Here is a 21,476-nt window from a genome sequence, read left to right as displayed (position 1 = left end):
GATGTTCGCGGTGCACGACGGCCGACTCAACCGGGACGGCCGCCCCTTCCTTGCGCTCGGCGTCAACTACCACCCTGCGGAGGCGGGTTGCCGGATCTGGTCCGACTGGGACCGGGACGCGCTCCGGACCGACTTCGAGCAGATGGCCGAGGCGGGGCTGACAACCGTGCGGCTGTTCCTGTTCTGGCGGGATGCACAGCCCGACCCGGCCTCGGTGGACAAGGTGACCCTGGACCGGCTGCGCACGGCGGTAGCGACGGCGCATGACGCCCGGCTCACCTGTGTGGTCTCGCTCTTCACTGTCTGGATGAACGGCCAACTGCTGGACGTGCCGTGGCGGGCCGGGCGAAACATATGGCGGGACCCGGGACTGTTGGACGCGGAGCAGCTGCTGGCCCGGGAGGTGGCCCGCGCGCTGCGCGGCCAGGACGGTCTGCTGGCGTACGACCTGGGTGACGAGCTGTGGCACATCGACCCGGCGGCAGCGCAAGCTCTCGACCGCGCCGACGTGGCCGACTGGCAGGAGCGCATCGCCGGGGTGCTGCGCGCGGAGGATCCGGGGGTGCTGGTCCTCCAGGCGAACGACCCGTCCGGCGTGTTCGACGGTGTGCCCTACGGCAGTGACAACAGCGCGAGTCTGGACCTGATCGGCACCCACGGCTTCCCCTCCTGGGCACCCGGCGCGATCGAGTCCACGCTGTCCTACCGGGCCACCTCCCTGGTGCCGTTCCTGGTCCGGGCATCCGCGGCGTACGGCGTGCCGCTGGTGGACGAGATCGGCAGCTACGGCGTAGCGGAGCGCACTAGCGCCAGATACCTGGGCGCCGCGCTCGCCTCGGCAGTCGGCAACGGTGCGGCCGGCGCGCTGGTGTGGTGCTGGCGGGACATCGCCTCGACGGACGAGCCTTACCAGGAACGCCCGTTGGAGCGGCTGACCGGGCTGCACCGGCTGGACTACACACCACGCGCCACCATGGCGGCGCTGCGCCGGGTGGTTGCGGACCCGCCTGCGCCCGCTCCAGGACGCCCACCCCAGGAGATCGCGCTCTACCTGCCCGAGCGGATGCGCGGTGGGGGCAGCAGCTACCTCGACGGCGGCGGCAGCGCGGTAGCCGCGTTCCACGCCTACACCTTGCTGAAACGAACCCATCTGGCTTTCGATGTGACGGCCCGCGAGGTGACGGGCCGAACTTTGCTGCTCTGCCCGTCGGTGACCCACCTCACGATGACGGACCTGGACCGGCTTCGGCAGGCCGCGGAAAAGGGCGCCACCGTCTATCTGTCGATGGGCGACCACCTGCACGGCTTCCCCGGCACCGAACTGACCGGCGTCGAGCTCGAGGACGTCTGCCCACCCGCCGGAAAGGAGAGGCTGGAGTGGGGTGAGGGCACATGGCCGCTCGACTGGTCCACCGTCGCGGCCCGCCCGACCACCCTGCTGGTCACGCCCGACTGCACGGTGCTCGCACGCTACCCGGACGGCAGCCCTGCGCTGACATCGCGTCGGACCGGACGAGGGAGCGTGCTGTTCACCAACGCGCCGCTGGAGGCCATGTTGGACCGGCCAGGGCGGCTCGCTGAGCAACCGTGGGAGGAGTTCTACCGGCGGCTCGCCCGGCTGGCGGGCACCGGGCCGCAGGTGACGTGCGACGCGCCCGACGTCGAGGTGGTCACCGGGGTGGGCGACGGCAGCGGTGTGCTGCTGGTCAACCACGCGCCCGACCCCGTGAAGGCCGAGGTGGTGCTGCCCGGTCCGGGCAGCCGGAACACCCGCGTGGTCAGCGAACTGGCCGGAAAGGAATGGACGGTATGGAATCCGGAACGGCCGGCGCCGGGGGCGGAATGAAGGGCGTGGTCTACCGCGGGCCCGGCCGGGTCGCGGTAGAGGAGCTGCCGCTACCCGTGCTTCAAGGGCCGCGGGACGCGATCGTCCGGGTCACCCGGGCCGCCGTGTGCGGCACGGACCTGCACCCGTACCGGGGCGAGCTCCCTGACTTCGCGTCGGGCACCGTGCTCGGACACGAGTTCGCCGGGGTGGTGCACAGCGCAGGGCCCGAGGCACGGTTCCGGCCTGGCGACCGGGTGTTCGCCTCCGATGTAGTGGCCTGCGGGCGCTGCGCGCAGTGCGCACGTGGTATGCATTACCAGTGCGCCGAGGTGAGCCTGTTCGGATACGCCGACGTGGTGGGCAAGCCGGTGGACGGCGGGCAAGCCGAGTTCGTGCGGGTCCCGTTCGCCGACGTGGTGCTCGGCGCCACCCCGGCGGACGTTTCCGACGAGCAGGGCCTGTTCGTCGGAGACGTGTTGACGACCGCCTACGCGGCGGTGCGGAACGCGGGCGTCCAAGCGGGTGACCGCGCCGCGGTCGTCGGTGCGGGGCCGGTGGGCCTGCTGGCCGCACTCTGCGCCCGGCTGGCGGGAGCAGTAGAGACGGTCGTCGCGGACACGGATGGCTCCCGTCGGGCACGCGCGGAAACGCTCGGTTTCCGCGCGGTGGACCCGGCCGAGCCGTCCGCGGCCCTGGCGGTCGGTCCAGGCGGCGCCCAGCGGGTGGTGGAGGCGGTCGGCACCGATGCCGCGCTCCGCTTCGCCCTGGAGACGGCCGGCGCGGGGGCGACGATCGCGGTGGCCGGTTCGCACCACTCGACCGCCATGCCCTTCCCGACCGGCCTGGCGTTCGCCCGGGAGTGGACGCTGCGTTTCACCGTGGGCGACCCAATCACGCTGCGGGACGAGGTACTCGGCCTCGTCCGCGACGGGTCGATCGACCCGTGCCAGGTGGTCTCCGACCGGGTTCCGCTGGCCGCCGCACCGGAGGCGTATGAGGCCTTTGACCAGCGGCGGGCATTCAAAACGGTGCTGGAGATCGGCTGACGGTGGACTGCGGTCCCGTCTGCGGCGCCTTTAAACGTGACAGACGGAACAGCAGCTCAGCGGCTGCCGTCCTCCAGAGCCTCCAGCGCCACCCGGATCGCCCGCGCCAACTGCACGTCGTCACCCGCCCCGTGCCCGGAAGGAATGCCGTGCGTCCGCCCGTACGGCGCATCGTCCACCGAGATGTCCGGCTCGATCCCATGGTTCTCCAGACTCTGCCCCACGTCGGTGAAGGTGTAGGCGTACTCGGGCTGGGTGGTGAGCGTGCCGTCGACCAGCGGATGGCGGGGGTGGGTGGCGATCACGCCACCCCACGTGCGTCGTCCGACAATTGGGCCGAGGCCGCGTGCGCGGAAGAGGTGTGCGAAGACCTCGCCGTCGGAGCCGGTGTGTTCATTGACAAGAGCTATCAACGGGCCGCGCGGTGACTGCACAGGGCAGGGCAGAGCCCCTTCCCACCGACTGTGCTCGTATCCCTCCCGCCGCCGGGCCAGTCGGTCCAGCACCAACGGTGAGGTGAACCCTCCCGGGTTGAACCGCGCGTCGACGATGAGCGCCGCCCGGTCGTGCTCGGCGAGGAAGCCACGGACGAACGCGGCATACCCGTCGGCGTACAGATCGGGGATGTGCACGTAGCCGACCCGCCCGCCTGTCCGCTCACGTACTTCGTCGCGTCGGTCCCGCACCCAGTCCAGGTAGCGGGCCGGGCGCTCGTCGGCACCTGCCCGCACGCGTACCCGGCGTTCGGCGCCGTCCCGGCGGAGCGTCAGCTCGATCTCCTGCCCTGCACGCCCGGCCAGCAGAGGGCCGACGCCCGGCGGGCCCACCGGGCGGCCGTCGACGGCGGTGACCACGTCGCCGGGGCGGATGTCCACCCCGAGCCGGCGCACTGGGACAGCCGTGGCGTGGTGACCCGGGTCGCCGGTGAGCACGTGCGCGATCCGGGCGGAGCCGTGGCCCGGTACCCAGTCCACGCCGAGGAACCCCTGACCCGGTCGCCGGTCGAGGCCGGCTGTGCCGCTGAACTCATAAGCGTGCGAGGTCCCCAGCTCGGCCTGCATCTCCCAGAGGAGGTCGGAGAGTTCCGCGCGGCTGCCCACCCGGTCGAGTAGCGGCAGATAGCGCCGGTAAACGGCGGCCCAGTCCACCCCGCCCGTCGCGGGCTCCCAGAAGTGGTCCCTCTGGAGCCGCCACACCTCGCGGAACAACTGACGCCACTCCGCCTCGGGCAGCACCGAGGGGCGGACCCGCCCCAGATCGACCCAGCCCGCCCCGGGGCCTGGAGCGTCCTCTTCGTCGAGCTCCCGGTCGCGAGCCGCGCATTCGGCCGGCAGTGCACGCAGCCGGTCGCCGGAGCGGTACAGCAGGGTGTCCCCCGCGGCGTTGAGTCGAGGTTCGGACACCGCGTCTGCGACCGGGCGGAGCTCCAGCGCGGTGAGGTCGAAGAAGACCAGCTCGGCGCCCTCCGAGTCCTGTTCCGAGGCAGTCAGCAACAGTGCCCCTGACGGTGTGCCTAGCACCGCCAGGTACTCGCCCGACGGCACCGGAAACGCCACGACCCGACCCGAGATGCCCGCGAGGTCGATGCCGGAGTCCTCCTCGTGCGCTGTGCGCAGCGGCGGCTCCGGCTCCTCACCCGGAGCGCTGGGCCGGACCACGAACGGCGAGGGCTGATCGGCGTGGAGGGTGAGCAGGTACGGGTGAGAGGCGTGCGGGAAGCCGAAGCCTCGAGTGACCGGATCCTGCACGGGCGACAGTCTGCGCTGCCCGAGGAAGTACAGGAACCGTCCCTCCGGATCGAAGCAGGGCGAGTGGTCGCGCAGCACCGGCTCGGTGATCTGGTGGCACTCCCCTGTCGCCAGATCTGCGAGCTTGACAGCCGAGGTCTGCGGACCGGTCGGCAGCGTGTACGCCAGCCAGCGACCGTCGGGGGACCAGGCAAGGCCGGTGATCGGCGCGTACGGGCTGTGGTCCAGCTGCCGGACCGTCGGCGGACCGTCGGCGGGCAGGTCCACCGCGTACAGCTCGTGCCGGTGGTTCGCGACCGCGATCGTATCGGCGGTAGGCGACGCCTCCAACTCCAACGCGCGCCCCAAGTCCGGAAGTTCGAGCTCCGAGGGCGGACCGTGAACCGCCGTGTCGAGCAGGACCAAGCGTTCGTCGGGGCACTCGTCGGCCAGCACGACAGCCAACCTGTGGCCGTCCGGCAGCCAGGCGGGCAGACGGTATCGGGCGCCGTCCCGCACGCCGTGCATGCGCGCCGGGCCCTCCCAGTGGCCCAGCGTGCACACTTGCCCCCGCACCACCAGCGCGGTTCGGGCGCCATCCGGGCTGGGGTGGGCGTGCTCTAGATGCTGTGCCGCGGACACGACCGTCCGGCGGCGCCGTGCTCCGGTGCGGTGTGTCACCAGATCGATTCGACGCGGCCCGCCTCCCGCCGGGTCCAGCAGCATCAGCTCCGCTCCGACCTGATGGACCAGCCGTGTGCCGTCGGAGTGCAACGCCCGGGCGTAGAAGTCCCGGTGGTGGGTGTGCCGGGTGAGATCTGTGCCGTCCGCCGCGCAGGAGTAGACGTTTCCCACGCCCTCATGGTCCGACAGGAACCACACACGCCCCGCGGCCCAGCAGGGTGCGGCGAGATTTCCCGGCAGCTCCACCAGCGGCCGAAACCTGCGGCCCTGTGACGCGGCAGGGCGGTCAACCGCACGGTCGCGCACGACGCCGGCGGCACCCCCGTCATCGGTGGTCCACAGCTCCCCTGCCGCGCCGCCCCGGTAGCGCTTCCAGCGCGCCGGGTCGCCCGTGTTCCGCCCCAGTACCAGCGCACCGCCGGGACCGTGCGCGAGCACGGTGGCAGAGCCATACGGCAGCAGGCGGGGCTCGCCGCCCGCCGGGTCGACCGCGAACAGTCGGGGCCCGAAATCGGGCAGCTGGTGGGCGTCCGAGGCATAGAGGACCTCACCGGTGTCCGGGTGCCAGCCGACCACGCTGCAGCGCTGGGCCGCCTGGTGGGTCAGTCGGCGCGGCGGGCCACCGGCCAGCTCCAGGAGATACACCTCCTGAGGCCCGTCATCGGTACCGGTGAAGGCCACCGACCGGCCGTCCGGGGCGAACCGCGGGCCCTGCATCGGGCCGACGGAGGCGGTCAGCCGGACCGCCTGCCCGCCCTCGGCCGGGGCCCACCACAGGTCGTCTTCGCAGACGAAGACCAGCTCATCGCCGCAAATCGTCGGCTGGCGCAGATACCCGGGCGTCGCACCCACCCCGGGAATCATCCGGCCGACGGCCCAGCGATAGCGACGGCAACGGCCAAATCCGCCTGGTGTGTAAGGGTGACCGCCACCTCGCCCAGCCCGGCCGCCTCGGCCAGCTCTCGGGCGCCGCCCGAGAGCGTCACCCGGGGCGCACCCCAATCGTCGTTCAGCACCTCGATGTCACGCCAGCGCAGCCCCTGGCCGAAGCCACGACCGAGCACTTTGCAGGTCGCCTCTTTGACGCAGAACCGCCCGGCCAGTCGCTCGACGCACCGCTCCTCGCCCAGCCCTTCGGCCTGGGCGAGTTCGGCGCGGGTGAACAACACCGCGCGGTACTTCGGGTGTGTGGCGACCTTCGCGAAGCGCCGCACCGACAGCAGATCGACGCCCACCCTCATGCCCCTGCGTCCCCCTGCACATCTCCCTGACCGGTCCTCTGCTCGTCTCCATGGCCCTGGCGACTGTCCTGCAGGGCCGAGCGGATGCGCGCCGCACGCTCGCTACGGCGGCGGTCGATCTCTGTCCGATCCGCTTCGAAGTCCGCCGCGGTACGGGTCCAGTAGCAGGCGGTGCACCAGCGGCCCGCGGTGTACTGGTCGAACCGGCGGCGCAGCCGGTGCAGTTCGTCCAGCCGGCTGCTGGAGTGCAGCATCACGTTGTGCTCGAGCACCTGGTCGACGATCACCTCCATGTTCAGCTCCAAGTGCAGGTAGCGTTGCGCGGCTTGAACGAGCAGCGTGCCGAACGCACCACGGAACCGCGGCAGCAGGGCGAAGGAGAGTTCGCAGCGGCGGCTGGGCCAGTCGATCGAGGTCATCCACCAGAAGCCGATCACCTCATCCCCACGGCAGACAGTGAAGATCCGTTTGGTGTCGTGCTCCTCGTGAATGGTCCTGCGGTGCCACTCCGCGAGCGCATCGTCGGCCGTCGCCATGGCGAAGTCCGTGAGGTTCGCCTGGAATTCCGGGTCTCGCAGCAGCTCGCCGCGGACCGGGATGTCCGCCTCAGTGAAGTGCCTGATGGTCAGCGCCATGCCGGTTCCAGAGAGCGATGGTGGACGGTCGCGTCGAGGTACGCACCGGAGCGGAAGAAGTGCGCGCGCAACACCCCGACCGGCCGGAATCCGGTCGCGGCGAACCCGGCGTGCGCCGGATCGGCCGACGCGCACACGCCAACCGCGCCCACGCATCGGCGGTGCGTACGGAGGAAGTCCAGCAGTGCGGTCAGTGCCTCGGGGTCTTCGGTGGTACTCGACACCACCGCCTGCCGGGGGTTGTGCGGGTTCCACACCGCGCCCAGCACGCTCGCCACTGGGGCGTTGCCGCCGCCGTAGCGGAACACCAGTGCTTCCTCGGCCCGCAGCCTGAGGACGAGCAGCGCATCGTTCTGTGTCACCGGATCCAGCCCCAGGAAACCGCGGGCGGCCTGGCCGCAGCGGCCGAGGGCAGTCGCTGCAGCCTCGGCGGTGAGCACATTCAGCTCAGTCATCGTGCACGATCCCCCAGAGGTCACGGTCCACGGCTTCCCCGGCGTGCCACAGCGCCTGTGGCACGGTCGCCTCCCGCCGGAAGCCGACCGCCTCCGCCGCCGCCACCACTGCGGCCTGGCCCGGCACCGTCGGCGTGAGCCAGCCATACAACCGGCGCAGCCCCAGCGCGTCGGCAGCCACCGCCACCGCCTCGGCCAAGACATCCGCCACGACGGCACGGGCCTCCTCTTGGAGGCCGATCTCCAGCCGGGCGCGGCGGACCACCCAGTCGACCTCAACGAAGCGGACGAAACCGCCCGCCGACGTCAGGTACAGCCGCTCGTCCGAGCAGGACCTGGGCGGCTGGACTCTCACTGGCTCGGCCAGCGCGGGTCGACCGGTCAACGGCGCGGCCAACAGCTCGCCGGGCGGCCAGTTCCCCGTCAGTAGCACGCGGTCGGACTCCCGGTATCCGTAGAGACTGCTCACGCCACTCCCCAGAGCTGTACGAAGTGGTGGTAGCCGCGGTAACTGCCGCGGTGCAGGACGACGTGTTCGAGTACGCCCTCCTCGGTCAGCGGCAGACCGCGCAGAATGCCGAGCAGCCGCGAGTCGAATTCCCCTGCGGTGACCGTCAGCCGCACCGCTTCGGTCCGCTCCCGAAGGCCGGCCTCGATCTCGCGGTAGGCGGCTGTCCACCAAGTGTCCGGCGCGCAGTGCCGCAGCCGGAAGTCCAGTTCGTAGTGTGCGCTGACACCATCGGTCGGTGCCATGGCGTACAGCCCCACGGGCTCGCCGTCCGCGCAGAGCACACGGGTGTCCTCGTCCAGCAGCGCGACGATCTCCGCCTCGGCCGCCAGCCCCGGATGGACAGTGCGGAAGTAGAAATCGGGCTCCGTGAAGAACGCGAGGACAGTGGGCAGGTCGGCCTCTGTGTAGGGATGAGCGGACCAGCGGTCCGGTACGTGCGCGTCCTCCGTGACGGCAAGCGCGCCGTCCGCCGCGGCCGTCATACGTCGGCCTCCGGAGTGGGTTCGGGCTCCGCGTGCTCGGGGTGGAGACTCTTCGGGCGCAGCGCAAACCGGCTGGCGTAGGGGACACCGACCAGCAGGCTGAGCAGCGCGCCGGTCGCCATCGTCCAGTACAGGCGACTCACGTCGTCGGTCGTGCCGACCAGCGCCCAGCCGACCGTCACGATGAGCGCGAAGTATCCGGCGTTGAAAATCATGGCGAGTCGTGCGTGTCCCACCTGCTCCATGACGGTCAGGACAATGAGCATCATGCCCGTGCAGCCGAAGGTGACGCCCACGATGTCCACGAAACGTCGGGCCTGTTCGGCCACGTCCGGGCTGCCTGCCAGCAGGTTGGTCAGCGGATCCGCGAGGGACAGCACCAAGACGGTGAGCACCGCGTAGCCGATGAGGCCGAGCACCATGCCACGCCGGAAAATCAGGCGCACCGTCTCCGACCGCCCAGCGGCGAGCGCCTGGTTCATCAGCACCGCCACCCCGGAGGCGAAGCCGACCGCGGGCACCACGATCGCCGTCTGCACCATGTATCCGACACTGAAGCCGGCCACCGCCAGCTGGCCGGCCGGCGCGACGATCCGCAGGAGCACGAAGTTGACCACGACCAGCACCAGGAACGACGCCGCCACCGGCGCGCCGATCTGCCGCAGCATGACGGGGGTCTCCGGGCGCCAGCCAGTCAGTGCGGGGAGCCGCACCAGCCCGGCCCGTACCAGCACGGCGAGACAGATCACGACCTCGACGGCACCGGCCAGCGCGGCGGCCAGCGGCACCGCCATCAGGCCGCCGTCGAGCACGAGGCCACCGACAGCGACCGCGGCGATGTTGAGCCCCACATAGAGCCCGGTAGTGATCGCCGCCACGCCACCGCGGCCGAGGCCGCGCAGCGCGGCGGAACAGATCTCGCCCAGCATGCCGAGCACCGAGGCACCCACCATCGCGGCCAGGAAGAGCCGGAACTCGCCGCGTTGTCCGGGCACCACCTGCACGGCATCAGCCAGCACCCCGCTGAGCACGATTAGTAACGCGCCCAGCGCGAGGAACAGCACGATGCCACTGCGTGCGACGCTCCCCATATAGCGCGGCACCTGGTCCTTGTCGCCACGCCCGAACGCCTGCGCCACCACGACTTGCAGAGTCACCGCCAGCCCGGTGGTCAGCGCCAGCACCAGAAAGGCGATCGGCGTGTACACCGAGCGAATGTACAGCTCGTCCTCGCCCAGCCGGCCGATCAGCCCGGTGACGACGAGCTGTGACGCTGTGCCGATGGCGTTCGAGAGCGCCATCGGCAGCGAGATCCGCGCGATGCGCGTGTGGGAGGCGTCGTGCTCGACGCTGGTAGTGGTCATGTCACCATCATCCGAAAATGTCCGGTGGGAAAGCTAGGAAGCCGTGGGGTCGAGCCGACCGGCGTCCACGTAGTCGGCGAGGCTGCGGACCGTCTTGAAGACCTCGGGGTCCAGTTCGTCCGGGTCGATCTCCAGACCCACTGTGTCTTCCAGGGCCATGAGCAGTTCGATGACGCTCGTGGAGTCCAGCGCCAGGTCCTCGAACAGGCGAGTGTCCTCGCTGAGTTCTGTCACCTCCTTGTTCAGCACCTCGGAGAGCGCCACCTGGATGTGCTCGATAATCTGCGTGCGGTTCATGAGGCCCCATTTCGCGTGGTGTCGACCAAGTCGGCCGGTTCGATCAAGTGCTGTTTACCGATCAGGTCCTCCAATTCGTCCCGGCTGCGCACCAGGTGCGCCTCTCCGTCGCGGACCAGGACCTCGGCCGGAAAGCCGTGGCTGAGGAAGAGGCCGGGTGACGCCGAGGGCCCGTAGGCACCCGACCTCATGACCCCGAGGAGGTCGCCGGGTTTCAGCGGCGGCAGTGGCACACGTTTGAGCAGGGTGTCGTTCGGGGTGCAGAGCGGGCCGGTGACGGTCCACCGACCGGGCTGACCCGCACCGGCGGTCACCTCGGTGCCCTCCGTCAGGTTGCCGAGCACCTCGACCGGGAAATTGCGCTTGACGAAGGAACCGATGCCGACAGCCGCCATGTGGTGATGCGTGCCGCCGTCCGCGACTGCGAACGATTCACCCATGGACTCCTTCGTGTACCGGACCGCTACGACGTAGATGCCGGCCGGGCCGGTCAGATACCGCCCCGACTCCATGATCATGCGTGTCCCGGGGTGCTCCGCGAGGAACTCGTCGAGCAGCGGGTTGACTTCCTTCGCCACCGCTTCGGCGACGAGGTCCTGCTCGCCGTCGAAGTACGCGACACCCAGCCCGCCCCCAATGTCCACGGCATCGAGCCGGATGCCCGTGGCGGCCGCCACCCGGCGCGCCAGATCCAGGATGTAGCGCGTGTTTTTGCCGACCACTTCGGCATCGAGGATGCGCGTGCCCAGGTAGACCTGCACACCGGCCACGTCGGCATGGCGCCAGCGGCCCGTCAGATCACCCGCGGCGAGCACCTGGTCCTCGTCGATGCCGAACTGGCGCGGCTTGCCGCCCATGGTCAGGCGCGAACCGCTGATCGCGACAGACGGATTGACCCGCAGCAACACCCGCTGGCGGGTGCCGCGTTCGGCCGCGAACCGGTCGATCCGGTCGATCTCGTCGAAGGACTCCGCGACGACGGCGTAGATTTCGGCGTCCAGGCAGGCCCGCAGCTCGTCGTCGCTCTTGCCCGGCCCGAGGAAGAGGATGTTCTCCGGGCGTGCCCCGGCGCGCAGCACGGTGCGCAGCTCGACCAACGACGAGACCTCGGCCCGTGCGCCGGCCGCCTGGAGGGTGCTGAAGACACTGATGTTGGGGTTGGACTTCAGCGAGAAGAAGACCTCGAGCGCGGGGTGCAGCACACCGCGCAGTTCGGCCAGCGTCCCGGTCAGGACGTCGGCATCGTAGACGTAGAGCGGCGTTCCGAAGCGGCGGGCCAGCTCCGGGTAGGCGATGCCCTGGATCGTCATGCGGATTCCACCATCTTCTGTAGACGAAGCTCGGCCTCGGTCCGCAGTGCGAGGGCGTTCTCCGGCCCTTCGTCCAGGCAGACCGCGTAGAGCCGGCCGTGGAAGGAGCCCTCCGCTGCCGCCGCGTTGAGCGTGGCGAAGTTGTTGACCAGCACACCCGTGCGTCCCGTGCCGTCGAAGAGCAGGTCTCCGAGGGCGTCCGCCACCTCGCCGAAGGTGTGCGCCCGGGACGGTCGCAGGTTGATCGTCGCCGCGATGCCATGCATGCCGGGGGCCAGCAGCCGCTCGGTGATGCGGCTCTGGTAAGTGGACATGTTGAACCTGGCGTTGATCTCCAGGCAGGGGTAGAGCGTCCCGTACGGGCTGAGCATCGCGTCCACGCCGACCATGCCCGTGTAGCCGTCGGCGTACAACTGCTTGCCGATCAGCTGGGCGGCCTCGGTCAGTTCAGCGGTGTGCGCTTCGGAGAGCACGGCCGGGAAGCGATGGCCCTGATGCACACCATTGCGCAACACTGCGGCCTTGACGGTCTCGAACCGGACTACGCCGGAACGGCCGACCACGAACTGGTAGTTGAGGTCCTCCGCGCCGGCCACCCAGGACTCGACCACTAGATTGGCCGGGCTGTCGGCGCCGCGCCGCCCGATCAGCCGGAGCAGCCTGGCCGCGGCCTTGTCGTTCGCGACTTTGATCATCCCGCGCCCCGAGACACCGAGTGACTCCTTCACCACCGCACCGGTGCCGCGGGCCAGCTGGCGGTGCAGTGCGTCCGGCAGTTCGCCCACGGTCACGCAGACCTCGCCGGGAACCGCCCGCAGACCGGTCGACTCCACCAGTCCGCGGCTGTAGATCTTGCCGTTGACAGCCGTACAGACCGCGGCACTCGGTCCCGCCAGCGGAAGGCCGGTCTCCTGGGCCAGCCGCTCCTCGGCGCGGGAGATGCCCAGCGGCATCAGGTAGGTGTTGCCGTCGGCCAGATTGCGCAGCGCTTGCAACAGCTCAGGGGAGGACAGGGCGTCCTCCGTGACCGTCCGGGACGGGTCGCAGTCGTCGGCGGTGAGCACGTGGCCCGCCGCGGCGCCGATCCCGTGCAGGTATGCGTCGTACTCCTCGTCCATGGGGGCCTTGAGGACCACGACGTCCGCGGCCTCGGCGAGCAGTACCCCCATCTCCTCCATGCGGTTGACGGTGGCGTTCGCGAAGGCGATGCCGGAGCCCGGCAGCTTGGGCTCGCCGACGGACCAACTGCGCTCCACCTCGAAGTTGTTCAGGTAGACGAAGCGGGCGTCGGCCCGGCCGACCAGGTCCCGTTTGAGCCTTCCCGCGAAGTCCATCCTGCCCCTCATTCCCGCAGTCTCGCCATTTCCGATTTCCATAACACATTCGCCGCGTACGTGGCGCCGCTCGAATGAATTCGGCGACGCCACGTCTGCTCAGACTCAGGCGGCCTTGCCCGCGGCCTTACCGGCAGCCTTGCCCGCGGCCTTACCGGCAGCCTTACCGGCAGCCTTGCCCGCGGCCTTACCGGCAGCCTTGCCCGCGGCCTTCACGGTGATCTTCTCCATGACGTACCCCCTTTCCGATTTCTCAGGTCAGCCGATCGAAGCTCGGCCGACTTCGTCGTCCAGGAAACCCCGGACGAGGCTCATAGGTACAGGCAATCGGACCGGCAGATCAGCGGCAATTGCAGATACCGCCGGGCTCACCGACGGATTCTGCGGAGCGTCCAGGAACATCCGGACGGATTCCTCCAGGCGATAAAGCGAGGCACCCTCCGGCCCTCCGTCCGAGGCCCGGACGAGCTGGCTGTGCTCGTACTCCTCCGCAAGATCGACGGCCTGAGCGAGCGGTATCCCGAACAGCCGTGCCAGGTCCGCCGGAACGAAGGGACCGTGCAGCGCTCCGAGTTCGTCCAACGAGGCCCACCGCTGTGGCGGCTGCCGACGCAGGAACGCACCGACGCTGGCGCGCAGAGAGAGGTCACCGACCGCGAGCTGGTCCAACCGCCCGTTCCGTTCGGCCAGCCGGTCCGCCAGCTCGCTCAGCCGCCGGCTCGGCCGGGCGGCCAGCCAAAGTCCCGCGATGTGCAGGGCCAGCGGCAGCCGCCCACAGGCCTCCACGAGCCGGTCCAGCGCACCAGGCTCAGCTGCGACGCGGTCCCGGCCGATCAGGTCCGCGAGCAACTCGGCGCAGGCCCCGGGATCGAGCGGATCCAGCCGCAGCGCGGGACCGCGGCCCAGCGCGGGCAGTTCACGATCGGCCCCCACCAGCAGCGCGCTGCGCGGCGAGCCGGCCAGCAACGGGCGCACGTGTTCCTCCGCGACGGCGCCGTCCAGCACTACGAGCACGCTGCGTTCCGCCAGTAGCCCACGCAGCCGTGCCAGCCGCTCGGCCGGGTCCGCCACGCGGACGGAGGCGTCGAGCGAGCGCAACAGACGGGCAGCCAGGTCGTGTGCCGTCGCACGCGACTCGGGCGAACCGGACAGATCAACATAGATCTGCCCGTCGGGGAAGGCGTCGCGCACTCTGCGGGCAACCTGCGCCAACACCGCGGTACGTCCGGAGCCGGGCGGCCCCGTGAGCACGGCCAGTCGCGTCACGTCACGCGCGGGGTCCGGCGCCGTGCCGTCCGGCCGCGCCGGTACGGGACCAGCGATCTCCACCCGGCCGGACTCTACGAGCCGTCGACAGAGTCGCTCGACGACCTCATCCCTGCCGATCAGCCGGGCGTGTCCGGCAGGAACCTCCCACCGCGGGCCGGAATCATCTCCCCGGATTTTCCCCAGGGCGTCATCAAGGCTTTTCTCGGAAACCCCGAGCACCTTCGTGAGCAACCACAAGGACTGCTTTCGCGGCCTACCGATAGAGCCCTTCTCAAGATTCCTGATGGTTCTGACACTCACTCCGGAGCGGTCCGAAAGCTCCTCCTGAGTGAAGCCCGCCGCGGCACGCGCGGCGCGCAGAAAGGCGCCGAATTCCCGGGAACCTTCCTGTCGGTCATCCGAGTCCATACGTCACGTCCCCCCATCCCCGGAAACCGCCCCGCCCGGCGCGAATCCGTTCCGGACCACTCCGCCGAAAATTCCGAGCCTCTGGATATTGCTGGTGCCTTCCATGTACTCAACGGCGCGCGCGTCGCGGGCCAGCTTCTCCAATGGCGGATGATCCAGCCGTGCGCCCGGACCGAAGAAGTCCAGCGCTTCCAACGTGACCTCCTCGGCCAACCGGGCGGCACTGCGCTTGGCGGCCGAGGCAAGGTGCCCGTCGGCCGGGTTATGGTCCACCGCGATGGCCGCCTTACGGACGAGCTGACGCACCGTCTCGATGCGTTCGCCCATCCGCTCGAGCCGCCACCGCTCACCTGCCCGGAGCCCGCCGCGGTGCTCACCCACGTACTCGTACGCCGCACGGGCCACACCGACCCCCATGGTCGCCACCGCGGGACGAAGCAAGTTGAAGGTGCGCAGCCAGGCCCACATGCCACGCCGAGTGGGCGGCAGATGGGAGCCGAGCACCTCGTCGGGCGCGACCCTCACTCCGTCGAGGGTGATCGCGCCGAGCTGGGCGCCCCGGACACCGAGTGTCGGTACCGGCTCCACCGAGAACCCCGGCGCGCTCCGCTCGACCAACACCGCGCCAAGGCCCAGCGGGCCGGGTCCGGTGCGTGCGAACACCACCCCGAGTTCGGCACGCACCGAGTTGCCGACGTACCTCTTGGCACCGTTCAGCAGCAGCGCCTCACTGTTTTCCGCGCGATCCAGACGGGTCGTCATATTGGTGGCGTCGGAACCGCGTTCAGGTTCGGTCAGGGCAAAGAACGTCCAGGTGGGGCGCTCCAGCAGACGGCCGAAGAACCACTCCTTCTGCGCATCGCTGCCCAGCGCGTCCACCGCGATCCCCGACATCGGGCCGCCCGGCGAGGCCAGCATGATGCCCAGGTCGCCCCACGCGCCCTCCTCGAAGAAGACCACCCGCTCCAGCGCGCTCATGAGGTAGTACTTCTCGCCGCCGACCAGCAGGGGGTCGGGGTTGTACTCCGGGGGGATCTGGAGGGCTGCCACCCGGCTCAGCCCCGGCAGGTCCACGATCTCCGAGACGCGCTCCGGATCCTCGTCCACCGCCAGTGCGTGCGGGCGCATCTCGGCGGCCCACTCCCAGGCCTGGCCTTGCAGCCGCGTGAGTCGCTCGTCCAGCTCGATCATGCCGGCACCCCCCAGTCAGCAGGGCCGACGTATGCGTCAGCCAGCAGCTCCGAGACGTAGGCGGTCCGCCCCGGCCCGTCCTCCACGTAGCCGCTCGCGCCGAAGAGCCGCAGCAGCAGCCGGTCGGCGCCGGTGATCCGCCGGTGCACGTCGGCGACGGCGGGCCAGGCGAGCCCGTCGGCCCCGGCGGCGTCCAACACCGCCCGGATCTCCAGGTGTTCCACCACCACGTCGGCCACCATGCCCTTGACCAGTTGCTGGTGCAGTACGGCGGTGTCACCGGACTGACGCCCGCCCAGGTGGGCCAGCGCAGCGTCCAGCAGCGCGTACGAGAGACCGAGACGCAGTCCGGCCAGGCCGACTGCCCACTCCTCGTCTCCTGTCGGCCCGGCGTCATCGACGCCCCGGTCCGGTGCCACGCCGTCCACCCGCACCATGACCACCTGGGGCACCCGCGTGTCCCGTACGGTCTCCGTCCCCGCCGCGCGGTCCCGCACCACACCGCCGAGGCGTACCCGGGCGGCCTTGCGGTGGGCCGTGACGGGCAGCAGCGCGTGGCCCGCGGGGCCGACGACTAGCGCGTCGGTGGCGGCGTCGGCGTGCAGCTCGTCGAGCGCCCGCCGCCAGCCGTCCTCCCGTGCCACGTCAAGCAGCAGCCGCCAGCGGCCCGCGCCGACGCGCGCTGTCTCCTGTCCCGTCATACGCCGGGCTCCTCTCCTGACTCGGGTTCGATGTCGATCACGCAGCCCGCCAGCCGGCCCAGGTCCGGGTCGTGGTCGGCCAGCAGTACGCGGCGGCCCGCACGCCGCCACGTCGGCAGCCGTTCGGCCAGCAACGCCCAGATCCCGCTGCACGGTAGACCCAGAGGTGCGGCGAGCAGTTCGACGGCTTGCGGGTGACCGGCTGTACGGGCGGCCAGCTCAGGGCCGACGACCGTGGTGAGCGGGCCGGCCGCACCGGGCACCGACTCCGCGGCGGCGACCATGGCGTCCCACTGTTGCGGCACCTCCGCCGGCTCCACCGCTCGCACCACCGGAGCCGACACCCTGCCCGGGTCGCCCTTGGCCTCGAGCACCACTACGGCGCCCGCGCTCTCCTGGGCGCGGAGCCGCTCCGGCACCGGCTCGCCGTGCAGCACGCTGTGCTGGTCCAGCACGAACAACAGGACCCGCGTGGCCTGGCCCGCCGCGGCCCTGTCGGTGGCGAGCCGCAGCGCGGTGAAGGGTCCGAGCACACCCTGGTCCGCGATACCGAGGACGAGCCCCGGGTCCCGCACCGCCTGGGTGAGGAAGCACATCGGCCAGCCCGGCTCGGCGTCCGATGTGGCGCTCGCCAGCAGAGCGAGGTCGAAGCCGTGCTCGTACCCACCCAGCCGCGGCAGGAGCTCGGCCACCAGGTCGGTGAAGGAGGTGCGCCCGGCATCGAACGCGCCTTGGTCGAGGCAGAGCCCGAAGTCCCGGAACAGGTCGGTAAAGTAGTCGTGGTCGTGGTGGGAGAACGCACGGGTCTCGCGGGCCACGGTATGCGTGGCGAGCCGCAGGCTGAGCGGCTTGGTGGCCGATTCTGCCCGGACCTGGCTACGACCCGCGGGGTGGGGCGTACGGGCTGTGGTCACGTACATGGCTGTAGGCATGCTCCGTTCCAAGATTCCTCCGAGCACTGCACGCCGCACGGTCGGCGCGCTGGGCGGGTCTGGGTTCTCATCGCACTCCGTCTCAGTGCTCGAGCACCATCGCGGAGAAAGTGGCTCCGAGTCCGACCGCCGTCATCAGATAGCGCTCGCCCGGGCGGAGCCGCTCGGCGTCCAGTGCCGACCGGTAGTTGATGAAGGCGTCGGCCCCGAAGCAATGCCCATGGTCGGCAAGGGTCTCCAGGTACAGCCGGTCGGTGCCCTTGACACCCAGCAGCTTCAGCACGCGCAGCCATGACATCCGGTTGACGTTGTGCGGCAGGATCAGCGCCATGTCGTCCATGGTCAGCCCCGCGCTCTCGGTGGCGGCGGTCATCACCTCGGCCAGCGAGCCCGCGTACTCGTCGTGGAACGCGGCGTTCATCTCCGCCTCCAGCCAGGCCCCACCGTGGAACTTGCCGTGCGTCCGGGTCGCGTAGCTCAGGACCCGGTCGCGCGAGCCGCCGGCGCTGACCAGCGCGGCGGAGGATGCTTCCCCCATCACCCCGGTGTCATTGATGACCTGCGCCGCCGAGGTGAACGTCTTCTCGCCGGCAACGATCAGCGCCAGCGCCTCCGGGTCGCCGTCCGAGGCGAGCAACCGACCCGCGACGTCGATCGCCAGCAGCCCCGACGCGCAGGCGTGCTGGGTCAGACAGAACGCGGTCGCGTCCGTCAGCCCGGTACGTCGGCATGCCTCCTGGAGCGGGTTGACCGGGTAAGGGACCGCGACAGGCATGGTCCGGGCCTGGAGCACATACCGGATGCGCGGCCGCAAGGTGTCCAGGTCGTCCAGTCCATTGATCGCGGCGACCAGGTGATCGGCCTGTGTCGTGGCGGGATCCATCGGCACCCGGGAGAAGCCGAAGAAGCGCTCGTGCACCCGGATCCGGGCGTCGGTCATGCCATGCGCTCGCAGAAAATCGGCGACCGGGACGCTGGCGGCCGGGAGATAGCTGGATACGGCTTCTATAGACGTCACACGGCAACGGTGCTCGGGGCTGCGTTCGGCGCCAAGACTCGGATGGCTGCCCAGGAGGCTGGACCAACGGCCATAGCTCAAAGAGGGGCTACTCCCCGCGGGCGAAGTCGCCAAGACTCAAGATTCCCTCTCCTCCCCGGCCGCCCGGATGATCCGCAACCGGCAGCGGCCGGGAAGTGGTAGCAGCGGACCAGAGCCAGGCAGGGCAAGGAGACAGCCGTGGACTTCGGCATGACCATCGGCGGGCGGTCCGTCCCCGGCAGCCGCCGACTCGCCGTGGAGAACCCCGCGCACGCCGCCACGTTCGCGCACGCGCCCGATGCCTCGGCAGCGGACGTACGGAGTGCGGTCGCGGCGGCTGGCGAGGCCTTCCCTGGCTGGTCCGCGCGCCCCTTCCAGGAGCGCGCGGACACCCTGCGCGCCTGCGGCGCGCTGGTGCACCAGCACAAGGAAGAGCTGGCCGAGCTGCTCACCCGCGAGCAGGGCAAGCCACTCGCGGAAGCACGCTCCGAGACAGCCCTGGCCGCCGACTGGTTCGGGCACACCGCCGCGCTCGCTCTGCTGCACGTCACCGTTGCCGACGAGCCGGGTTCGCTGGTCACGATGGAGCGTGTCCCGTACGGCCCGGTGGCGGCCGTGGCACCGTCCAACTTCCCGCTGATCCTGGCCGCCACCAAGATCGCTCCGGCCCTGCTCGCGGGCAACACCGTGGTGTTCAAGCCCTCGGAAGCCACCCCCCTGTCCGGGCTGCGCATGGCCGAACTTCTGGCCGGGATGCTGCCTGCCGGTGCGCTCAACGCGGTCTGCGGCGGAGCGGCCGCCGGGGCGGTGCTGACCGAGCACCCGGACGTCCCCATGGTCTCCTTCACCGGCTCGGTACCGGTGGGTCGGGCCATCGCGCGCGCTGTCGCACCACATCTCAAACACCTGGTGCTCGAACTCGGCGGCAACGACGCCTGTTTGATCCTGCCCGGTGCCGACATCGACGCGCTCGCACCGAAGATATTCGCCGGGGCGATGGTCAACGCGGGACAGTTCTGTGCCGCGATCAAACGCGTCTATGTCTCCGCCCCACAAGCCGCGCAACTCACCGACGCGCTGGCAGAGCTGGCCTCTGCGGTCCGGCCGGGCGACGGGCTGCTGCCCGGTACGGACTGCGGCCCGCTCATCAGCCGCGCCCAACTGGACCGGGCGACCGGGCTGGTTGACGCGGCTCGCGACGCCGGGGCGCGGGTCGTCCCGGGCACCGCGACCCCGGATCTGCCCGGCCACTTCCTCTCTCCCACGGTGGTCACCGATCTCCCACCCGGCACCCGGCTGGAGGCCGAGGAGCAGTTCGCGCCGGTTCTTCCAGTGCTCTCCTACGGCTCGGTCGAAGAAGCCGTGGACCGGGCGAACGGCACCGAGTTCGGGCTCGGCGGCTCCGTCTGGGGCGATGAGCAGCGGGCCGCTTCCGTGGCCGCCGCCCTCGACTGCGGGACAGTCTGGATCAACCAGCACGGAGCACTGCGCCCGGACGCCCCCTTCGGCGGCTACCGGTCCTCTGGAATGGGCTCCGAATACGGCTACTGGGGACTTCTCGAGTACACCCGCATCAAGGTGCGCAACACCGCAAGGACCGCGAATTCGCGCACCACCGACAGAATTCCTGGCCACTGACCCGGTGGACACCCGGCAGCAAATCTACCAACCGGCATTCACTCACACGTACCCCACTCCGAGGAGAACGCTCATGGCCGATTCGGAAAAGCGCGCCCTGCGTCGCGCACTCGTCAAGGCCAATATCGCCATACGCGCCGACCGACCGCTCTACCCCACGTACACCAATGTCTTCGTGCGGAACTACGCGGTGTCCGTGGGAAATCCACGCACCGAATCACAGATGCATCAGTTCTGGTTCCGCACCCGGGGCTGCACTTACGACCGGGCCGGGCAGTGCAGCATGTGCAACTACGGCATCGGCCCGGAGATCCGCCCGGAAGCCGTGGCGCGCTCCGTCGAACGCAAGCTGGAGACCGTGCCGGAGGGCTCCTGCATTTACCTCTCGCCGTCCGGCAGCCTCCTGGACGAGAAGGAGGTCCCGGTCGAGCTGCGGGACCGGTTGCTGCGGAGGGCCGCTGAGCGCAAGCCATCCAGCTTCGCCTTCGAGACCCGGCCCGAGGTCTGCACGGAGGAGAAACTCGCGCACGTCCGCGAGTACTTCCCGGACACGACCCGGATGGTCTGCCAGATCGGCGTCGAGTCCTGGGACCCCGAGGTGCGCACCATGTGTCACCTGAAGCCGACCCGGCAGGAGGCTTACGTCGACACCGCGGCAATGCTGGGCAAGCTGGGGTTCGACCCGATCGCCAACATCACCCTCGGCGGGCTCGGTCTCTCCCCGCGCGAGGCGTACCAGGACACACTGGCCAGTGTGCGCGGTGCCCGTGCGGCCGGATTCGAGACACAGATGGTCTTCCCGCTGAGCGCGAAGGCGGGCACCTTGCTCGGCTGGGCGCACGATCGGGGGCTGTGGGAGCCGCCGACACTGTGGATGCTGGTACGGCTGCTCGCCGAGTGCGCGGACGACGCACCGGATGAGCAGGGCTACGGCGACCTGGACATCTCCTGGTTCAACCCACAGGTCGACGACGTGGTGCAGTCCCGCCCGGACGGCTGTGAACGCTGCCGTCCGATGCTGGTCGAGGCTCTCTCCGCGTTCCGGCTCGAGGCCCGCCGCGCGTCACTGCACGCGGCCGACGACTGGGACGGATGCGACTGCGCCGTCCGCACCAACGAGGCCCTCGCGGACGCGGGCTCCGAGAACTACCTCGACCGGCTGGCCAGCATCTCCGCCCGTTGGGCCGAGACATCGGCGCAGGAGTCCGCCGGGCGCACGGCACTCCCCGTCGTCTGAAGTGCGCCCGGTCCGCCGCCCCCTCCTCCGGCGGGGTGGCTCGGCACGTCTGCGGGGGTTGGGGGCCCCCGGGAGGGGGGGGCGGCCGCCGCCTCGTACGAAATATGCCACGCCTAGTCAAAAATCAACAGACACTAAAAATAGTGT

General features: G+C 70.3%; 20 protein-coding genes. 4 read left to right on the top strand and 16 right to left on the bottom strand.

Translation table 11 applies throughout. The features are described from left to right. Position 1: 1 nt before the first annotated feature. Together ABT004_RS10605 and ABT004_RS10600 are read left to right on the top strand one after the other, a co-directional pair. On the top strand, positions 2-1,846 hold the full coding sequence (locus ABT004_RS10605; protein WP_351333889.1) for a hypothetical protein: 1,845 nt from the start codon (positions 2-4) through the stop codon (positions 1,844-1,846). After that, entirely contained in the window at positions 1,810-2,874 is a 1,065-nt protein-coding gene (locus tag ABT004_RS10600) for an alcohol dehydrogenase catalytic domain-containing protein (protein WP_351333886.1), read from the top strand. The genes ABT004_RS10605 and ABT004_RS10600 overlap by 37 nt, the downstream gene beginning before the upstream one ends. A gap of 56 nt (positions 2,875-2,930) precedes the next feature. Here ABT004_RS10600 and ABT004_RS10595 read toward each other — a convergent pair whose 3' ends face one another. The 16 genes from ABT004_RS10595 to ABT004_RS10520 all read right to left on the bottom strand — a co-directional run bounded on the left by ABT004_RS10595 (position 2,931) and on the right by ABT004_RS10520 (position 18,433). Continuing rightward, positions 2,931-6,137, bottom strand: a complete 3,207-nt coding sequence (locus tag ABT004_RS10595) for a S41 family peptidase (RefSeq protein ID WP_351333884.1) — start codon at positions 6,135-6,137, stop codon at positions 2,931-2,933. 8 nt (positions 6,138-6,145) lie between these two features. Continuing rightward, a complete protein-coding gene (gene acpS / locus ABT004_RS10590) occupies positions 6,146-6,526 on the bottom strand; it encodes a holo-ACP synthase (protein ID WP_351333882.1) in 381 nt (126 codons plus the stop codon). Continuing rightward, the gene (locus ABT004_RS10585; protein WP_351333879.1) at positions 6,523-7,161 is read right to left on the bottom strand and encodes a GNAT family N-acetyltransferase; all 639 of its coding nucleotides are present in this window, start codon (positions 7,159-7,161) and stop codon (positions 6,523-6,525) included. The genes acpS and ABT004_RS10585 overlap by 4 nt, the downstream gene beginning before the upstream one ends. Beyond that, on the bottom strand, positions 7,152-7,616 hold the full coding sequence (locus ABT004_RS10580; RefSeq protein ID WP_351333877.1) for a hypothetical protein: 465 nt from the start codon (positions 7,614-7,616) through the stop codon (positions 7,152-7,154). The genes ABT004_RS10585 and ABT004_RS10580 overlap by 10 nt, the downstream gene beginning before the upstream one ends. Further along, positions 7,609-8,085, bottom strand: coding sequence for a hypothetical protein (locus ABT004_RS10575; RefSeq protein WP_351333875.1), 477 nt, complete (start codon positions 8,083-8,085; stop codon positions 7,609-7,611). Before ABT004_RS10575 ends, ABT004_RS10580 begins: the two co-directional genes overlap by 8 nt. Next, complete coding sequence (locus ABT004_RS10570; protein ID WP_351333873.1) at positions 8,082-8,609, bottom strand: hypothetical protein; 528 nt, start codon at positions 8,607-8,609, stop codon at positions 8,082-8,084. The genes ABT004_RS10575 and ABT004_RS10570 overlap by 4 nt, the downstream gene beginning before the upstream one ends. Continuing rightward, the gene (locus ABT004_RS10565) at positions 8,606-9,973 is read right to left on the bottom strand and encodes an MATE family efflux transporter (RefSeq protein WP_351333871.1); all 1,368 of its coding nucleotides are present in this window, start codon (positions 9,971-9,973) and stop codon (positions 8,606-8,608) included. The genes ABT004_RS10570 and ABT004_RS10565 overlap by 4 nt, the downstream gene beginning before the upstream one ends. A 33-nt stretch (positions 9,974-10,006) precedes the next feature. Continuing rightward, positions 10,007-10,270 carry an acyl carrier protein gene (locus ABT004_RS10560; RefSeq protein ID WP_351333868.1) on the bottom strand — a complete coding sequence of 88 codons (264 nt, stop codon included), beginning with the start codon at positions 10,268-10,270 and terminating at the stop codon, positions 10,007-10,009. Next, positions 10,267-11,580, bottom strand: a complete 1,314-nt coding sequence (locus tag ABT004_RS10555; protein ID WP_351333866.1) for a type III PLP-dependent enzyme — start codon at positions 11,578-11,580, stop codon at positions 10,267-10,269. Before ABT004_RS10555 ends, ABT004_RS10560 begins: the two co-directional genes overlap by 4 nt. After that, on the bottom strand, positions 11,577-12,926 hold the full coding sequence (locus ABT004_RS10550) for a preATP grasp domain-containing protein (RefSeq protein WP_351333863.1): 1,350 nt from the start codon (positions 12,924-12,926) through the stop codon (positions 11,577-11,579). The genes ABT004_RS10555 and ABT004_RS10550 overlap by 4 nt, the downstream gene beginning before the upstream one ends. A 93-nt stretch (positions 12,927-13,019) precedes the next feature. Beyond that, the gene (locus ABT004_RS10545) at positions 13,020-13,145 is read right to left on the bottom strand and encodes a hypothetical protein (protein ID WP_351333860.1); all 126 of its coding nucleotides are present in this window, start codon (positions 13,143-13,145) and stop codon (positions 13,020-13,022) included. Positions 13,146-13,172: 27 nt separating this feature from the next. After that, positions 13,173-14,591, bottom strand: coding sequence for a helix-turn-helix domain-containing protein (locus tag ABT004_RS10540; RefSeq protein WP_351333858.1), 1,419 nt, complete (start codon positions 14,589-14,591; stop codon positions 13,173-13,175). A 3-nt stretch (positions 14,592-14,594) separates the two neighbouring features. Further along, the gene (locus ABT004_RS10535; protein WP_351333855.1) at positions 14,595-15,782 is read right to left on the bottom strand and encodes an acyl-CoA dehydrogenase family protein; all 1,188 of its coding nucleotides are present in this window, start codon (positions 15,780-15,782) and stop codon (positions 14,595-14,597) included. Continuing rightward, positions 15,779-16,483 (bottom strand): hypothetical protein, encoded by a 705-nt coding sequence (locus tag ABT004_RS10530; protein ID WP_351333852.1) that lies wholly within the window; start codon positions 16,481-16,483, stop codon positions 15,779-15,781. Before ABT004_RS10530 ends, ABT004_RS10535 begins: the two co-directional genes overlap by 4 nt. Then, positions 16,480-17,415: a hypothetical protein gene (locus ABT004_RS10525; RefSeq protein WP_351333850.1), complete on the bottom strand. Its 936-nt coding sequence runs from the start codon at positions 17,413-17,415 to the stop codon at positions 16,480-16,482. Before ABT004_RS10525 ends, ABT004_RS10530 begins: the two co-directional genes overlap by 4 nt. Before the next feature lie 82 nt (positions 17,416-17,497). Continuing rightward, positions 17,498-18,433 (bottom strand): 3-oxoacyl-[acyl-carrier-protein] synthase III C-terminal domain-containing protein, encoded by a 936-nt coding sequence (locus tag ABT004_RS10520; RefSeq protein ID WP_351333848.1) that lies wholly within the window; start codon positions 18,431-18,433, stop codon positions 17,498-17,500. Positions 18,434-18,652: 219 nt separating this feature from the next. Here ABT004_RS10520 and ABT004_RS10515 point away from each other — a divergent pair, with 219 nt between their 5' ends. Together ABT004_RS10515 and ABT004_RS10510 are read left to right on the top strand one after the other, a co-directional pair. Further along, positions 18,653-20,092 carry an aldehyde dehydrogenase family protein gene (locus ABT004_RS10515; RefSeq protein WP_351333845.1) on the top strand — a complete coding sequence of 480 codons (1,440 nt, stop codon included), beginning with the start codon at positions 18,653-18,655 and terminating at the stop codon, positions 20,090-20,092. 73 nt (positions 20,093-20,165) lie between these two features. Next, positions 20,166-21,329, top strand: coding sequence for a radical SAM protein (locus ABT004_RS10510; RefSeq protein WP_351333843.1), 1,164 nt, complete (start codon positions 20,166-20,168; stop codon positions 21,327-21,329). Positions 21,330-21,476: the final 147 nt, after the last annotated feature.

The organism is Streptomyces sp. NPDC002790 (assembly GCF_040295505.1).
In the GTDB taxonomy this organism is placed as follows: Bacteria; Actinomycetota; Actinomycetes; order Streptomycetales; family Streptomycetaceae; genus Streptomyces.
Note: the sequence above shows the minus strand (reverse complement) of the source record. Positions and strands in the feature narration are given on the sequence as shown.

Coding starts and splice junctions, on each gene's coding strand:
- ABT004_RS10605 (WP_351333889.1), top strand. CDS start 2: ATGTTCGCGGTGCACGACGGCCGACTCAACCGGGACGGCCGCCCCTTC.
- ABT004_RS10600 (WP_351333886.1), top strand. CDS start 1,810: ATGGAATCCGGAACGGCCGGCGCCGGGGGCGGAATGAAGGGCGTGGTC.
- acpS (WP_351333882.1), bottom strand. CDS start 6,526: ATGAGGGTGGGCGTCGATCTGCTGTCGGTGCGGCGCTTCGCGAAGGTC.
- ABT004_RS10585 (WP_351333879.1), bottom strand. CDS start 7,161: ATGGCGCTGACCATCAGGCACTTCACTGAGGCGGACATCCCGGTCCGC.
- ABT004_RS10580 (WP_351333877.1), bottom strand. CDS start 7,616: ATGACTGAGCTGAATGTGCTCACCGCCGAGGCTGCAGCGACTGCCCTC.
- ABT004_RS10570 (WP_351333873.1), bottom strand. CDS start 8,609: ATGACGGCCGCGGCGGACGGCGCGCTTGCCGTCACGGAGGACGCGCAC.
- ABT004_RS10565 (WP_351333871.1), bottom strand. CDS start 9,973: ATGACCACTACCAGCGTCGAGCACGACGCCTCCCACACGCGCATCGCG.
- ABT004_RS10560 (WP_351333868.1), bottom strand. CDS start 10,270: ATGAACCGCACGCAGATTATCGAGCACATCCAGGTGGCGCTCTCCGAG.
- ABT004_RS10555 (WP_351333866.1), bottom strand. CDS start 11,580: ATGACGATCCAGGGCATCGCCTACCCGGAGCTGGCCCGCCGCTTCGGA.
- ABT004_RS10550 (WP_351333863.1), bottom strand. CDS start 12,926: ATGAGGGGCAGGATGGACTTCGCGGGAAGGCTCAAACGGGACCTGGTC.
- ABT004_RS10545 (WP_351333860.1), bottom strand. CDS start 13,145: ATGGAGAAGATCACCGTGAAGGCCGCGGGCAAGGCTGCCGGTAAGGCC.
- ABT004_RS10540 (WP_351333858.1), bottom strand. CDS start 14,591: ATGGACTCGGATGACCGACAGGAAGGTTCCCGGGAATTCGGCGCCTTT.
- ABT004_RS10535 (WP_351333855.1), bottom strand. CDS start 15,782: ATGATCGAGCTGGACGAGCGACTCACGCGGCTGCAAGGCCAGGCCTGG.
- ABT004_RS10530 (WP_351333852.1), bottom strand. CDS start 16,483: ATGACGGGACAGGAGACAGCGCGCGTCGGCGCGGGCCGCTGGCGGCTG.
- ABT004_RS10525 (WP_351333850.1), bottom strand. CDS start 17,415: ATGCCTACAGCCATGTACGTGACCACAGCCCGTACGCCCCACCCCGCG.
- ABT004_RS10510 (WP_351333843.1), top strand. CDS start 20,166: ATGGCCGATTCGGAAAAGCGCGCCCTGCGTCGCGCACTCGTCAAGGCC.